Source organism: Comamonas sp. A7-5 (genome assembly GCF_039581385.1).
Taxonomy (GTDB): domain Bacteria; phylum Pseudomonadota; class Gammaproteobacteria; order Burkholderiales; family Burkholderiaceae_C; genus Comamonas; species Comamonas thiooxydans.
The window spans coordinates 404,744-418,692 of the sequence record NZ_JBCPWO010000002.1 but is presented as its reverse complement, the minus strand read 5'-3'; the positions used below and the strand labels follow the sequence as shown (position 1 = coordinate 418,692).

Here is a 13,949-nt window from a genome sequence, read left to right as displayed (position 1 = left end):
GGACTCGCCAGCAAGTGCGCAAGAATTTCGCACGCGAAAATTCATCGGCACACTTCTAGCTGCAGATCGCCTACCACCTCACGCCTTTTGGAATTGCAGGATCAGAAACAGCGTTGTTGCGCTGCGTGCGGAGGATCGCGACAACCTAGCACCAAAGATCCCAGAACGCGCATCACTGTCCTTGCGCTCGTCCAGGCCTCCCAAGAACACGATTTCGCCCCAATCAGCACTTAGTGATGTGGTGAACTCGCGCTTGAGCAGCGTGGGACTATCGATGTTGGAAGTCTTGGTGATAGCAAAGCTTGAAACTGTCTGGGTGACATCCGCAGCGATGCGCTCACCCTGGACATTGGGCTTAACGTCGAGTACCAGGCCCGATGTACGGTATTGCACCGCTTGAACCGGATTGCCCTTTGGGTCTGTAGTGAACTGGCTCAGCACAGGCACTTCCTGCCCAACCGTAAGGCGTCCACTTTTGCCACTAACGATCCGTAAGCTAGAAGTGTCCAGCACTGAAAAGCGGCTGTCCTGGCTAACGATAGAAAGCACCGCCTCTAGCGTTCCTGTCTTGATGTTGGCTAAGGGCTGCATGGTGTTCGTGCGCTCGCCAATGCTCACTGTGAGCCTGTCACCAAGCAAACGGAGCGCGCCAAAAAACCCAGCCCCATCATCATCGCTGCTGCTGTACTCCACAACAGTGGCCTTCACAACTACCTCAGCCAAGGGGCGATCAAACTGATCAATGAGGCTTCTGGCCAGGGCCAGCCGATTGGGTTCCCCCATGAGCAGCAGGCCATCATCACCGGCTGCAACGACAGAGCCACTGCGGCCCAACAGCGGTGTCAATACCTTGTGGATCTCTGCCGCAGGTCGATACACAGGACGGAGGTAATAAGCATGCTCAGATACACCCTTGGCATCCATGCTGGCCTGAACCACATCGGCTATGTCTTTGCTCGACTTCAACTCTTCGGGCAGCAAGGAAGATAGCCCTGGCTGTGCGCTGCCCTTTGGCATGAACATATTGACGCCTGCCTGCTGGACGCGCTCGATCCCCTTGGAACTTAAATAGGCATCAAGCACTGACCTAAACGTCTCCGGCATCGCATCCTTGTAATGGATCGACACAGCGACCTGCTTGATGCTTTCGTCCAGCATGTAAGGCTCTTTGAGGATCTCGCCGTAGACAACGGCAATGACACTAACCAAAGGCGTCTTATCCAAGGCTAGGCTGACTGGCCGCGCTGCCGCAGGCTCTGTAGCTTGCACGGTCAGGCTGGAAGCGATAGAGACCAGTGCAACACCGATGAATTGCCACACTTTCACTGCATTGCTCCTCGTGGAATAGACACCTCACCAGATGGCACTCGGGCCACCGTTCCCTCCTGGGTTGTCTTCCAGGAATGCGCGATTTCACGGCGGCCATCCGGGAGCACCACAAGCAAGGCATCGCTTCGGCGGATTACGCCAAGAGCAACAGGTAATGCCTGCACAGCTGGCGCGCTGGCCACTATGGGCTTGTCCTCGAAATGAAAATAGATTGAGGTGCCGATGACGCCTAGCGCAAGGCCGGCAAGCCAAGCTCCGCGAGCAGCGATTTTTGCCAGTTGAATTTTGGTCATGTGGCGTCCTTTTAGGTGCCAAGGTGAAAGCAAACAATAGAGTCCTTGGCCTTCGCCAAGTACGAGCTGGCGCGTCGAGTACGCTTTGTAGAAATCCGAGCCTCGAAAGAAGTCCCGATCAGCCAACATGGCTCTTGGCTGAGAGCCGTACCTAACCAACGCAAAGTGGATCTTTGGCAGCTTGAGCTTGATTCCGAGCCACGCTAGGCCTGGCACATTGAAGCGGTCAAAGCGGCGGCACACGACCAGGTATTCGACCAAACCATCCCTTATTTGCTTGTCAAGCATTGCGTGCGACTGGCTGATAAACATGATGTCCCAGCCCAGTTTGCGAGCATGCAGGAACCAGTCGATCACGTCCTTGCGATCGGCGTCGCGGTAGTTTCTGGCGTTGAGGATCGCACCGCATTCATCCAGGATGAGCAAGCCGTTCTTGGTCTCATCAGAAGTAGGATTACCCACCCCCAAAGCATCAAGGTCTGCGCGCGTTGGCAGGTCTGGAATCCGGTATGCCCGACATCTGGCTTCATCAAACCATGGAGGCAAAACAGCATCCACAAAAAGATCCACATTGCTGGCAACGATGCGGCCTGCACGCAATGCATCGAATGCTTTTTTTACTGCCCAAAGCGTCTTACCGCCGCCTAGCTTGCCTGTGACGTTGTAGACGGGCATCAGGCCTCCGCAGCGGGTGCAATGACATGCTCAAGCTGCCAGCGATAGAGATAGACCGCCACATCAGCTGAGAGCATTGCTGCCACACAGACTTCAAAGTTGCTTGGCAGCGCGAGATTGATCCCGATGTATAGCCATTCAAAGAGACCTCCAGATGGCAACGAATACACCAGAGTGCCAACGAGCAGCTTGATGCCAGCCCACAGTGCGATGACCACTGCCGAATAGATGGCGATTAACGCTGTAGTTACAGCTGCTTTCCTGCCCAGCCAAGCAGTCAGAAGCCCCACCACGCCAACAAAGAAGGAGTTCAGAAATCCAAAGAGATTTGTCATATCAGTCCCCTACCGGAGCGACCTGCTCAGAAGATAAGAAGCGACGCCAGATGTACCAAAGCGTCCAGCAGTAAAGGCCCCACTCTTCAAGCGTGCGGATCATCTGAATGAACTCGTTGCCGCAGACGTCAATTTGCAGTTCAAAGCTCTCAAAAAACTTCAGATCAGGGTTACGGCAAGCTGCAGCGGGAAGGCCAAAACGCAGTGATCCAAAGATGGCGCTCCATGCCACTTCAGCTGGGTTCTTGGCAGCTTCATCAATGGTCCTGCGAAGCTTGTCCCCTCCTCCTGAAAGTGCCTCTTTTGCGGTCGTGAAGTCCACTGACTTGCCAGCAAAGCCACCGTCATCAATACGGCATGCAACTTGACCTGAAGCACCGCAGCTTCCGCCACCTGAGGGCGCACCTCCCGTGCCACCCGAGCCACCATCCCCTCCAGGGTTTTCAGAGCCATCGGAGCCGTCTCCCCCTGAACTACCTGGAACAGTCTCTACACCTTCCAGCGTAGGTTTGCCTTGTCCTGCGCCGTTGGGGTTGAGGTCAATGGTTTGCTTGTCTCCGTTGGATTTATTGACGGTGATGCTCTCGGGGGCCTTCCCGTCACCATGAAAGGTGTAGTTGCCCTCGCTTGACTCGACCGAAAGCTCACCACGACCGGTGCCTGAAACCTCAATGGCCACTTGGCCGCAGTTAGAGTTTTTTGGATCCTTCTGCCACCCCGTAGAGGTGTAGAGCACTTCACAGGGCGTGTTGTTGGGCTTGGTTGTGGGTTGTGTGGAATCGCGCTCGCAAAGCCCATTCACCAATTTTTTGTATCCGGGGTCACAGGGAAAATCGTCAAAGGTCTGCCATACGGCAACCCAGCGAAGCGTTCCATTGATGCTGTACTGCCCGCAAGACGCTGCCGTTGTGACGCCCTCCGGTCTTTTGGAGTCCAAGTTGCTAGAGCCGCAGTTCGTTGCCGTTGTACCTGTGGTGCCCAGATCGATGACATAGAAATTAAGCTGCCGGTTCTTTGTGGAACTCTTGTATTGCCCAAATCCTGCCCCGCCGAGGGCTTTGACAATGTCTCCTATGCTGCCATTTCCTGGGAGAGATGGCAGCGATTCTGCGAGGTCATAACTGGCCTTGGGTTGAGGCTGCTTATCGCCACTAGCTACCGCGTCGTCATACTTTCTGGTATCTGGATTCTTGAATACGCTGCTGTCGGCTGAATCGAGCCAAATCATTGGGCCATCCACCAATGCGATGTCGGCCGGTGCATCGGCTGGAGCAGGGTCTTCAGGATTCGTGAAGTAGACACCAAGCAGGCCAGCGCCCAACCAAGCATGCACCTCTGCAGCACCGATACGATACAGCGCACTTTCGCCAAAACGCTGGACGACAAATCTGGAGACAGTTGATGTGACAGGGGCCGCTGTTCTGAAGAGGACGGACAGTCCCCCGAATAGCAATGGATTGGCCGTCACCAACATCGGGGCAAGCGCGATGTTCATGGCGAGCAAGCACAACAGGCCTTTACGAACAATGGTGTGATGGGAACGCCTCATGGCAAAGATGTCGGGTAACTTTCGCGTGCGAAAAATAGAGTGAGCTGCCAGTTCCGGACCTAGCAGCTCAGTCACGCCCTATCAGGCCGAAGCACCCTTACGTACCCAGCGCCAAGCAAAGGCCACGCCAAAGACCAAAGCCAACAGCGGGCCGATCTTCGCGAAGGTTGTGCCGATACCGCTAATGATTGCGCTGATGAAGGTGTCGAGGACGGTGTCCAACGTGGATTCGCTCTGGGCCATAGCCGGGCCAGCTGCAGCCAACATGACAGCCACTGTGATGCGCTGGTGGTTTCGAGCAGCGATGGCACGCAGGGTTTGCAGTTTTTCTTTCATGTGATTTCCTATTCGGGATCAGTTAAATCGCCTAACAATTTGCGCAGCCAAGTCCAGGCGAACCCGGCTGAGAAACCAAGAGCCCAGGCGATAAAAAGGGCTCCTGTAATCTTTTTCAGTGTGGTTAGATCAAAGCTCATGGCCCCCGACTCCTGAGCCTGCTCGGAAACCAAGGGCGAAGCAGCTGACGCCAGCGAAGCTCAGTAGTGATGCATGGATCTGCTTCAGCCACGGGGTCACGGCCTCGATGAATTTGAGGATTTGCTCAATCTGATCAGGGTTCATGCCTAAACTCTTCGCAGTGCAGCAGTTGTCAACGATTGGTTCCGTTAAGCAGCCTTCGCGGCAGGCGAGGCAGCAGGCTTGGTCTGGGCATGTTCGATAGGACGTGCACTGATCACAACCTCCTTCGATTCGCGGCCATTGCTGACGCGCTCGATTTCCAGCTCACACATGAAGGGCACTGGAATGTGCTGCATGCGGAACACTGCATCCGCATCGGGCATCTTCCATTCCTCCATGGCGATGCCGGCCTTAAAGTTTTCGCCCTGCTTGTTGTGGCGATCGTCCATCTTGACCTCGGCAAACAGCGCTCCGCTGTTGATGCCTTCCTTGTTGACGAAGCCTTTGAAGGCCTTCATGCCAACGACCTTAATAATGAGTGCCATTGCGGCTCCTTTCGATGGGTGGCAGCTCGTACCAGTCGGGCATGGACACTGGGCCGAGCTTGATTACCCGCGTCCTGGTTTTGAGTTGCACGACGTTGCTTTTGATAGCGATGTCACAGCCCATGGCGAGGAGCTCACGGCGGTGACGGTAGAAGGTGGCGCGGCTCAGCTTGGTGGTCAGATCGTCTCCGGCCTGCCACATGCGATAGGTGGACAACACAGCCTTGGGCAACAGAGAAAAGTCATCTGCTTCGGCACTTCCACGGGTGAACACTTCGGAGAGCCGCTCAAATTCGTGCTCCAATTGCTTCATGTCGAAGCCTCCCAGGTAGTGGCAACCCATGTTGTGCAGCTTGGTCGCCTTGAAAGTCAGTTCCACACGCACAAGGCCCACGGCATCACACCAGTTCGCCAGGGTGTGGACATAGGGGTTCGTAATGCCCTTTTCGTAGTCCTTGACGGCCCCTTGCTCGATGCCCTCTGCATCGGGCACCTTGCCCGCGTGACGGCGCAGCTCAGGGCCTTTGAGGTAGGCCTTGAGGTAGTGCGAACGCGAACCACGACCGAAGTCCACGGTCTCGCCATCGCCATAGGTACCGGTCTTCATCCGGCTGGCCTGCTGGCTCTGCAGGTAGCGCATGTAGGCATAGGCGTCTTCTTTGCTGCCGGTGGCAAAGTTGCAAGTCATGTCAATGCGTGTGACCACCGCACCCGTCCAGACACTGCGAGGCTCAGCCTTGAAGCACGTCCAGTACTTATCACCCTCCGTAAACGGGGGAAGGTCATGGCGTTGCAGCAGGCCGTTGATGATCTCCAGGCATTGCAGGAAGGTGTAGCCGAAAAGGTTGTCAGGTCGCCCCCACTTGGAGACGTTGCCCTCAAACCAAACGGTCTCGCCATCGCAGCGAATGAACACCGCTGATTCGTGACTGCCTTCGATGCGTGCCTTCTTAAGCGTGACGGTTTCGACCTCGCCATGCTTGTCGATACGCATGACCGCGCCATCAGAGACTTTAGGCAGGTCGTTGCGGTAGTGCCGCTGATAGATGGACAGCCAGTCAGTAAAGCCGACCATCTGCACCTGAGTGGGTTGGTATGTTCGCCACTCGGCACGCGTGGAAATGTCCACGACATTGCTCAATTCCGACGCCGAAGAGGCCGCGCCAGAACTAGTAAAAGTCTCACCGGTGAGACTAGATTGACGTGTTACAGGCACGTCAATCTCTCCTGGCCCCTGACGGGGCTTGCGCGTCGCGCTTCGCTTGCGGCGCACAAGCCCCGTCGAGAGCTCCAACGCACACGCAGGAACCTTCCTCGCCGCACAGACGAACCTGACGATATGGAACCGTAAAGCGGCCACTTTCCGGGTGCACTGCATGCACGGTCCAAAACTCTTCACCACCCGGCGTGGTCCAGGCATAACAGATCTGCGCACAATACAACACGCCCCGTCGCATAACCTGAACATGCTGGGCGTGTAACGTATGACCGAGCTGTGCGGCATCGTGACACCTGCGAGCGTGCTCTGCGTGGGTGTATGGATGACCAATCATGTTTGGTGTACCTCACCCATGAAGCTTGTCGTCTTCACAGCTTGAACTCCAGAGCTCGCTCAGCCGCTTTGAGCCGGACAGCTTCAACGTTGATAAAGACACGTCGCCCGACTGTGATCTGGGGCCAGTAGCCCCTCTCTGCTTGCGCCGTCAAGACGCCTAAAGGAAGACCAATCGCTTTCGCAAACGACTCACGGGTCATCAATGGAACTGAGGTCAACCCAGCATCAGTAGGTAGATGTAGACTCATATGCATTAGCTCGAAACGTGCATTTTATGCACTTTTCATGCATATTAAACACCATTCCAAAAGGAGTCAACATGTCTACACGCGACGTCGAAGAGGCTTCCCCAGATGTGCTTGATGGCTACGCCCAGACTTGGTCGAAAAGGGCCGAAGAGCTGAGAGACCGATTGGTCTACCTTGCAGCAGATCTGGCCCCATCTAGAGCAAGGTATGAGTACCTTGAATCCAGAACCGCCATCGCTGCAACAAAGTGGAAAAACGTATTCCTGAGCAGGCAAATGCCGACTAACGAAATGCTGCTAGCGATCTGCCATTACCGGTCTCCATACGCTCATTGGCTGATGACAGGAGATACAGGAGGCATCGACATAGGGCGAGCCCCGTCCTCTGAAATGTGGGAAAAATTTGAGACGGACAGAGAGTGGGAAAGGAGGAAGCGTGGCGCTAAAGAAAAGTGAATCCGGATGGCTTGTCGACCTTCAACCTGGGGGACGAGGCGCAAAGCGTTTCCGGAAGACATTCACTACAAAAGCAGAAGCACTCGCGTGGGAAGCGTGGCTTAAAACACAAGTTCTCCAAGATGCGGAATGGCAACCTGAAAAGAAAGATCTCAGACGCCTGAGCGAGCTTATCGACCTCTGGTACACACACCATGGCTCTGGGCTGAAAGCAGCAGCCAACACCTATGGGCGACTTAAGCGTGCCTGCGAAGCGATGGGCAACCCTATTGCAGACCGCTTCACCGTGAACACCTTCGCGACGTATCGCACGCAGCGCCTGGAGGCCGGTATTGCGCCCAACAGCGTGAATCGAGAGCACGCCTACCTGCGCTCGGTCTTCAATGAATTACGTCGTCTGGGTCACTGGAAAAAGGACAATCCTTTAGGTGAGCTGCGCCAGTTCAAGATCGAAGAGCGCGAACTATCGTTTCTCACGAACGAGCAAATTCAGGCCTTGATCCCCGCGCTTGTTGAAGGCCGAAACAGGCATGCCGCTCTGGTCGCAAAAATTTGCCTGTCCACTGGCGCACGCTGGGGTGAAGCTGAAAGCCTTGAAATCCAGCATCTCAGAAATGGGCAACTTCAATTTGCGGGCACCAAGTCCGGAAAAGTGCGGGCTTTGCCAATTTCACCGGAGCTTTCAGACGAACTCAAAGCACACTACGACCCTAAAGAGACAGGGCACAGATTGTTTGCGCCCTGCTACTCCGCCTTCAGAGAGGGCGTCGAGCGGGCCAATATTCGACTGCAAGAAGGTCAGCTTACTCATGTCTTGCGCCATACCTTTGCGTCGCACTTCATGATGAATGGCGGAAATATTCTGGTTTTGCAACGCAGCCTGGGGCACGCCAACCTCACGATGACCATGCGCTATGCCCATTTAGCGCCCGACCATTTGCTAGAAGTCGTGAAGCTCAACCCTTTGTCTACGTTGACACTTGGTTGACAGCCCCAACGAAAAACGGGCTACGATTTCTCGTAACCCGTTGAATTATTGGTAGGGCGTGGCGGACTTGAACCGACGACCAAAGGATTATGAGTCCTCTGCTCTAACCAACTGAGCTAACGCCCCAACACTGACAACAGCCGTGGCTGCCACCAGAAAAACTTCGCCATTGTAGGGCCTAACGCTTGTGACTCAGAGCATTGCTCACCAGTTTGGATGTGATATCGACAATCTGGATCATCTTGTCGTAGTGCATGCGCGTGGGGCCGATCACCCCCAAGGTACCAACCACCTTGCCGTCGAGCTCATAGGGAGCACTCACTACAGACAAATCTTCAAACGGCACGGTCTGGCTCTCGCCGCCGATGTAAATGCGTACGCCATCAGCCTGATTGGAGAAGTCCAGCAACCTAAGGATTTGCGTTTTCTGCTCGAACAGGTCGAAAGCGCGGCGCAGATTGCCCATATCGCTGGAAAAATCGCTCACGGACAGCAGATTGCGCTCGCCGGCGATCACCACATCCTCGCGATCATGGTTGCTCATGACCTCAGTGCCTACATTCACCGCTGCCTGCATGAGGCTGGCAACCTGGCCCCGCAATTGCTCCACCTCGGTTTGCAGCCGCGTGCGCACCTCCTCCATTGTCAAACCGGCGTAATGGTGATTGAGGAAATTCGAGGCTTCTATCAGTTGCGAGGACTCGTAATCCACATCCGTGAAGATCACGCGGTTTTGCACATCGCCTTCGGGCGAGACGATGATGACCAGAAAGCGCCGCTCCGACAGGCGCACGAACTCGATATGCTTGAAGACGGAGCTGCGACGCGGCACCATGACCACACCCACGAACTGGGAGAGGTTGGACAGCAGATTGGCCGCATTGGCAATTACCTTCTGCGGCTGTTCAGGCATCAGGCCGGGCGTTACAAGATCGCAGCGGTCCACAGTCAGCATGGTGTCGACAAACAGGCGGTATCCCCTGGCTGTCGGCACGCGGCCTGCCGATGTGTGAGGGCTGATGATCAGACCCATCTCTTCCAGGTCGGCCATCACATTGCGTATGGTGGCAGGCGACAATTCAAGCCCGGATGCACGTGAAAGAGTGCGCGAGCCGACTGGTTGACCGTCAGCGATGTAACGCTCGATCAGCGCTTTGAGCAATAACTTGGCACGTTCGTCGAGCATGATTTCATTTTAATGATGTAATTTCCCAGATGACATCCACGTTCCACCATATTGCCCTGATCGGCAAGTACCACACACCCGCAGCAGGCGTTCCGTCCGATGCAGCCAGCGAAGCGCTGCAACGGATTGCCGGTTACGTGCGCAGCCTGGGTTGTGAGGTGATTCTGGATACCCAGTCCGCCATCTATGCGGGCCTGCCCGATTACCCGAGCATGGACGTTGACGGTCTGGGCAGGCATTGCGACCTCGGCCTGGTGGTGGGCGGCGACGGCACCATGCTGGGCGTGTGCCGCCATCTGGCGCGCTATGGCACGCCGCTGGTCGGCATCAACCAGGGCCGCCTGGGGTTTGTCACCGATATCGCCCTGGATGAATTCGAAGCCTCCATCACGCCCATACTGCAGGGCGAGTACGAGGAAGACGAACGCACCCTGATGAATGCTCGCGTCATGCGCGACGGCCAGTGCGTGTTTGAAGCCCAAGCCATGAATGATGTGGTGGTCAACCGTGGCTCGACCTCGGGCATGGTGGAGCTGCGCATCGAGGTCGGCGGCAGCTTTGTCTCCAACCAGCGCGCGGACGGCTTGATCGTGGCCACCCCCACTGGCTCCACCGCCTACGCGCTCTCGGCCGGCGGCCCCATGCTGCACCCCTCGATTCCGGCCTGGGTGATGGTGCCCATCGCGCCGCACAACCTCTCCAACCGCCCCATCGTGCTCTCCGACGCTCAGGAAGTGACTATCGAGGTGGTGGGCGGCCGAGGCGACGCCAGCGCGAACTTCGACATGCAGTCACTGAAATCGCTGCAGCATGGTGACCGCATCCTGGTGACGCGCGCCGATCACAGCGTGCACTTTCTGCACCCCAAGGGCTGGAATTACTTCGACACCCTGCGCAAAAAACTGGGCTGGAACGAGGGAGGCGTCTGACCATGGCCTTGAAGCGCATCGTCCTGCGGGACTTTGTGATTGTCCAGTCACTCGATCTGGACTGGCAGACCGGCTTCACGGTGCTTACCGGCGAAACCGGGGCCGGCAAATCCATCATGCTCGACGCTCTGCAACTGGTGCTGGGCGCACGAGCCGATGCACAGGTGGTGCGCGAAGGCTGCCCTCAGGCCGATATTTGCGCAGAGTTCGATTGCCCATCTCATCTTCATGAATGGCTGGAAGAGTCGGGTTTTGCGCAGGAGCAGGATTTGCTGCTGCGCCGCGTCATCGACAGTCTGGGCCGCAGCCGCGCCTGGATCAACGGCTCTCCCGCCACGGCCACGCAGCTGCGCCATCTGGGCGATCAGCTGATCGACATTCACGGCCAGCATGCCTGGCAAAGCCTGACCCGCCCGGATGCAGCACGCGCCATGCTGGATACCTACGGAGGCATTGAAACGGCCCAGCTCAAATCGCTTTGGCTGGACTGGCGCCAGAACCATCAGGCACTGGAGCAGGCGCTCTCGGCCCAGGACAATCTGCAACGCGAACGGGAGCGCCTGCAATGGCAGATTTCCGAGCTGGACAAGCTGTCGCCGCGCGCCGAAGAGTGGGATGAGCTCAATGCCCAGCACACACGTCTGTCACACGCGCAGACCTTGATGGACTCGGCCCAGTCCTGCCTGCAACTGCTGGAGGATGACGATTCGGGAGCGGCCACCCCATTGGGCAGGGCCCACCACCTGCTGCAGGACCAGGAGCATCTTGAGCCTGAGTTTCAGAGCATTGCCGACGTACTGGGCTCCTGTGTGGCCCAGTTGCACGATGCCCGTCACTCGCTGCAGGCCTATCTGCGCCGCGCCGATCTGGATCCCGAGCTGCTGGCCGATCTCGATGAACGCCTGTCGCTGTGGATGCAACTGGCGCGCCGCTACAAGCGCACACCCGAGGACTTGCCCGCCCTGCTCGAAGGCTGGAAACAGGAGCTGCACCAGCTGGATGCTGCCGTCGATGTGGAGGGGCTGCGCGCCAAAGAGCAAGCCGCCCACCTCAGGTATCAGGCCGAGGCGCGCAAAATCTCGCAGCAGCGCACCCTGGCAGCACCACGCCTGTCACGCGCCATCACCCAGTCCATGCAAAGTCTGGGCATGAAGGGCGGCCGTTTCGAAGTGCAGCTGGAACATGCCGATGCCGCCAGTCCTGCGGGCACGGACAGCATCACTTTTCTGGTTGCAGGCCATACCGGCGCCACGCCCAAACCCGTTGCCAAGGTGGCATCGGGCGGCGAGTTGTCGCGCATCTCGCTGGCCATTGCCGTGACCACCAGCGAACTGGGCCAGGCCGGGACCCTGATCTTTGACGAGGTGGACTCCGGCGTGGGCGGAGCCGTGGCCGAAACCGTGGGCCGCCTCATGCACTCGCTCGGCGATTCACGCCAGGTGCTGGCCGTCACTCACCTGCCCCAGGTCGCTGCCTACGCAGACCAGCACTACCGGGTGACCAAGCGCCCCAAGTCCAACACCACCATCAGCAGCGTGGATCCGCTGACTGGCGAGGAGCGCGAGATGGAAATGGCCCGCATGCTGGGCGGCGAGCACCTGTCCGAAGCAACCATGGCCCATGCCAGAGAAATGCTGGCCATGGCAAGATTGCCTGCAAAGCAGGCGGCAAACAGCGCCCAGCGTTCATCGGGCACCCAGGCCCGAAGTGCCAAGGCCAGCACTACAGCACGCAAAAGCAGCAAAGTCAGAGGAGTTTGAAATCATGTCCATGGAGATTGTTCTGATCAGCGGCATGTCCGGATCGGGCAAATCCGTTGCGCTGCATGCGCTGGAGGATGCTGGCTACTACTGCGTCGACAACCTGCCCCCGGAACTGCTGCAGTCCTTTGTGGAGCTCAAGCTCAATCATCAGGACGAGAAAGTGGCCATTGCCATGGATGCACGCAGCGCCAAGGGCCTGCCTCAGCTGCCTGAGCAGCTGCATCGCCTCAAAAAGCAGGGGCTGATGCCGCGCATGATTTTTCTCGATGCCGACAGCAGCACCCTGATCAGGCGCTTTTCGGAAACCCGCAGGCGCCATCCTCTGTCCCCCGGCTCCCTGACGAACGAGCGCCAGGCACTGGAGCTCGATATCGAAAAGGAGCGAGAGCTGCTGGGCCTGCTACGCGACCGCTCCATCGTCATCGACACCGGCGACCTCAAGTCGGCGCAGCTGCAAAGCTATATCAAGCAGATCATCGAAGCACCCACAGGGCAGATGACGCTGATGTTCCAGTCCTTTGGGTTCAAGCACAGCATGCCTACAGACTCTGACTATGTGTTTGATGTGCGCATGCTGCCCAATCCCTTCTACGACAAGGAACTGCGTGCCTTGACGGGCCTGGACAAGCCGGTTGCCGACTATCTGGGCGCCTTGCCCGAGGTGCAGCAGATGCAGCTGGATATACAGCAGTTCCTCGAACGCTGGCTGCCGCTGCTGGCCAGAGACCACCGCAGCTATGTCACCGTGGGCATAGGCTGCACGGGCGGGCAGCACCGCTCGGTCTTTCTCGTCGAGGCCCTCGCCAGGCACTTCGAGAAGCAGTGGCCCACCGTACGCCGCCACCGCTCACTGGATTTTCGCGACAAGTTCATCCAGGTCTCTCAGCAGTTTCTGGCCCCGGACGCCATCCACCCGATCAGCTGACCCGCATGCTCAGCCCTCAGACGTCAGCCATGCAGGTGCTGCTGCTCGAAGACGACCCAGCCATTGCAAGAACGATTTGCTACGCTCTGGAGCGCGAGGGCATTGCCGTCACCCACAGTCTGCTGATCGCCGATGCGCGTCAGCAATGGAGCAGGACAGCGTTTGATGTGCTGCTCATGGACGTAGGCCTGCCCGACGGCAACGGCCTGGACTGGTGCCGCGAGCTGCGCTCTGCCGGCTCCATTGTTCCGGTGCTGGTGCTCAGTGCCAGAGGCGAGGAGATGGACAAGGTTCTGGGCCTGGAGCTGGGCGCGGACGACTACCTGACCAAGCCCTTCAGCCCGCGCGAGCTGCTGGCGCGCACCCGCGCCCTGCTGCGCCGCTCCAGGCAATTCCAGCCTGTAGCGCCCGCCCAGCTTACAAGAGCACTTCAAATAGATGAGCAAGGGCAGCGTGCCCTGATCCACAGCAAGGCGCTGGATCTGACCAGGCGCGAATATCAGCTGCTGCAGAGTCTGGTCAACGCGGCAGGCCGCATCCTGAGCCGCGACGCCTTGCTGGAGCAAATCTGGGGGCTGGACAGCGAGAGCACGGACCGCACGGTGGATACCCATATCAAGACCCTGCGCGCCAAACTGCGCGAGCGTTTGCCCGATCAGGAGCTCATCGTCACCCACCGCGGTCTGGGCTATAGCCTGAACCAGCCCGGATAGCC

Annotated in this window: 15 protein-coding genes and 1 tRNA gene; 6 read left to right on the top strand and 10 right to left on the bottom strand. The window is 57.7% G+C overall.

The window, feature by feature from the left end; all coding sequences use genetic code 11:
• Nucleotides 1-78: 78 nt before the first annotated feature.
• From AAIL67_RS04875 to AAIL67_RS04840, 8 genes are all read right to left on the bottom strand, one after another.
• Nucleotides 79-1,326, bottom strand: coding sequence for a hypothetical protein (locus AAIL67_RS04875; protein ID WP_343483488.1), 1,248 nt, complete (start codon nt 1,324-1,326; stop codon nt 79-81).
• Nucleotides 1,323-2,297, bottom strand: coding sequence for a zonular occludens toxin domain-containing protein (locus AAIL67_RS04870; protein WP_343483487.1), 975 nt, complete (start codon nt 2,295-2,297; stop codon nt 1,323-1,325). Before AAIL67_RS04870 ends, AAIL67_RS04875 begins: the two co-directional genes overlap by 4 nt.
• On the bottom strand, nt 2,297-2,632 hold the full coding sequence (locus AAIL67_RS04865; RefSeq protein WP_053283707.1) for a DUF5455 family protein: 336 nt from the start codon (nt 2,630-2,632) through the stop codon (nt 2,297-2,299). Before AAIL67_RS04865 ends, AAIL67_RS04870 begins: the two co-directional genes overlap by 1 nt.
• Nucleotide 2,633: 1 nt before the next feature.
• A complete protein-coding gene (locus AAIL67_RS04860) occupies nt 2,634-4,256 on the bottom strand; it encodes a hypothetical protein (protein ID WP_343483486.1) in 1,623 nt (540 codons plus the stop codon).
• A gap of 6 nt (nt 4,257-4,262) precedes the next feature.
• Complete coding sequence (locus AAIL67_RS04855) at nt 4,263-4,517, bottom strand: hypothetical protein (protein WP_343483485.1); 255 nt, start codon at nt 4,515-4,517, stop codon at nt 4,263-4,265.
• 8 nt (nt 4,518-4,525) lie between these two features.
• The gene (locus AAIL67_RS04850) at nt 4,526-4,657 is read right to left on the bottom strand and encodes a hypothetical protein (protein WP_343483484.1); all 132 of its coding nucleotides are present in this window, start codon (nt 4,655-4,657) and stop codon (nt 4,526-4,528) included.
• Nucleotides 4,658-4,846: 189 nt separating this feature from the next.
• Nucleotides 4,847-5,185, bottom strand: a complete 339-nt coding sequence (locus AAIL67_RS04845) for a hypothetical protein (protein WP_343483483.1) — start codon at nt 5,183-5,185, stop codon at nt 4,847-4,849.
• Complete coding sequence (locus AAIL67_RS04840) at nt 5,169-6,314, bottom strand: phage/plasmid replication protein, II/X family (protein WP_343483482.1); 1,146 nt, start codon at nt 6,312-6,314, stop codon at nt 5,169-5,171. The genes AAIL67_RS04845 and AAIL67_RS04840 overlap by 17 nt, the downstream gene beginning before the upstream one ends.
• A 745-nt stretch (nt 6,315-7,059) precedes the next feature.
• Here AAIL67_RS04840 and AAIL67_RS04835 point away from each other — a divergent pair.
• Together AAIL67_RS04835 and AAIL67_RS04830 are read left to right on the top strand one after the other, a co-directional pair.
• Entirely contained in the window at nt 7,060-7,443 is a 384-nt protein-coding gene (locus AAIL67_RS04835; RefSeq protein ID WP_343483481.1) for a hypothetical protein, read from the top strand.
• Complete coding sequence (locus AAIL67_RS04830) at nt 7,424-8,431, top strand: tyrosine-type recombinase/integrase (RefSeq protein WP_343483480.1); 1,008 nt, start codon at nt 7,424-7,426, stop codon at nt 8,429-8,431. The genes AAIL67_RS04835 and AAIL67_RS04830 overlap by 20 nt, the downstream gene beginning before the upstream one ends.
• Before the next feature lie 49 nt (nt 8,432-8,480).
• Here AAIL67_RS04830 and AAIL67_RS04825 read toward each other — a convergent pair.
• Together AAIL67_RS04825 and hrcA are read right to left on the bottom strand one after the other, a co-directional pair.
• A tRNA-Ile gene (locus AAIL67_RS04825) sits at nt 8,481-8,557 on the bottom strand.
• A gap of 52 nt (nt 8,558-8,609) precedes the next feature.
• Nucleotides 8,610-9,617, bottom strand: a complete 1,008-nt coding sequence (hrcA, locus tag AAIL67_RS04820; protein ID WP_003066063.1) for a heat-inducible transcriptional repressor HrcA — start codon at nt 9,615-9,617, stop codon at nt 8,610-8,612.
• Between the two features lie 29 nt (nt 9,618-9,646).
• On the opposite strand from hrcA, the gene AAIL67_RS04815 reads away from it, so the two are divergent.
• The 4 genes from AAIL67_RS04815 to AAIL67_RS04800 are packed head-to-tail and all read left to right on the top strand — an operon-like array spanning nt 9,647 to nt 13,947.
• Entirely contained in the window at nt 9,647-10,546 is a 900-nt protein-coding gene (locus AAIL67_RS04815; RefSeq protein WP_003066061.1) for an NAD kinase, read from the top strand.
• A 2-nt stretch (nt 10,547-10,548) separates the two neighbouring features.
• Complete coding sequence (gene recN, locus AAIL67_RS04810; RefSeq protein ID WP_063661755.1) at nt 10,549-12,306, top strand: DNA repair protein RecN; 1,758 nt, start codon at nt 10,549-10,551, stop codon at nt 12,304-12,306.
• A gap of 4 nt (nt 12,307-12,310) precedes the next feature.
• Entirely contained in the window at nt 12,311-13,234 is a 924-nt protein-coding gene (gene rapZ / locus AAIL67_RS04805; RefSeq protein WP_003066057.1) for an RNase adapter RapZ, read from the top strand.
• 29 nt (nt 13,235-13,263) lie between these two features.
• Nucleotides 13,264-13,947: a winged helix-turn-helix domain-containing protein gene (locus AAIL67_RS04800; protein ID WP_224651072.1), complete on the top strand. Its 684-nt coding sequence runs from the start codon at nt 13,264-13,266 to the stop codon at nt 13,945-13,947.
• Nucleotides 13,948-13,949: the final 2 nt, after the last annotated feature.

Coding starts and splice junctions, on each gene's coding strand:
- AAIL67_RS04815 (WP_003066061.1), top strand. CDS start 9,647: ATGACATCCACGTTCCACCATATTGCCCTGATCGGCAAGTACCACACA.
- recN (WP_063661755.1), top strand. CDS start 10,549: ATGGCCTTGAAGCGCATCGTCCTGCGGGACTTTGTGATTGTCCAGTCA.
- AAIL67_RS04845 (WP_343483483.1), bottom strand. CDS start 5,185: ATGGCACTCATTATTAAGGTCGTTGGCATGAAGGCCTTCAAAGGCTTC.
- AAIL67_RS04855 (WP_343483485.1), bottom strand. CDS start 4,517: ATGAAAGAAAAACTGCAAACCCTGCGTGCCATCGCTGCTCGAAACCAC.
- hrcA (WP_003066063.1), bottom strand. CDS start 9,617: ATGCTCGACGAACGTGCCAAGTTATTGCTCAAAGCGCTGATCGAGCGT.
- rapZ (WP_003066057.1), top strand. CDS start 12,311: ATGTCCATGGAGATTGTTCTGATCAGCGGCATGTCCGGATCGGGCAAA.
- AAIL67_RS04800 (WP_224651072.1), top strand. CDS start 13,264: ATGCAGGTGCTGCTGCTCGAAGACGACCCAGCCATTGCAAGAACGATT.
- AAIL67_RS04870 (WP_343483487.1), bottom strand. CDS start 2,297: ATGCCCGTCTACAACGTCACAGGCAAGCTAGGCGGCGGTAAGACGCTT.
- AAIL67_RS04835 (WP_343483481.1), top strand. CDS start 7,060: ATGTCTACACGCGACGTCGAAGAGGCTTCCCCAGATGTGCTTGATGGC.
- AAIL67_RS04850 (WP_343483484.1), bottom strand. CDS start 4,657: ATGAGCTTTGATCTAACCACACTGAAAAAGATTACAGGAGCCCTTTTT.
- AAIL67_RS04865 (WP_053283707.1), bottom strand. CDS start 2,632: ATGACAAATCTCTTTGGATTTCTGAACTCCTTCTTTGTTGGCGTGGTG.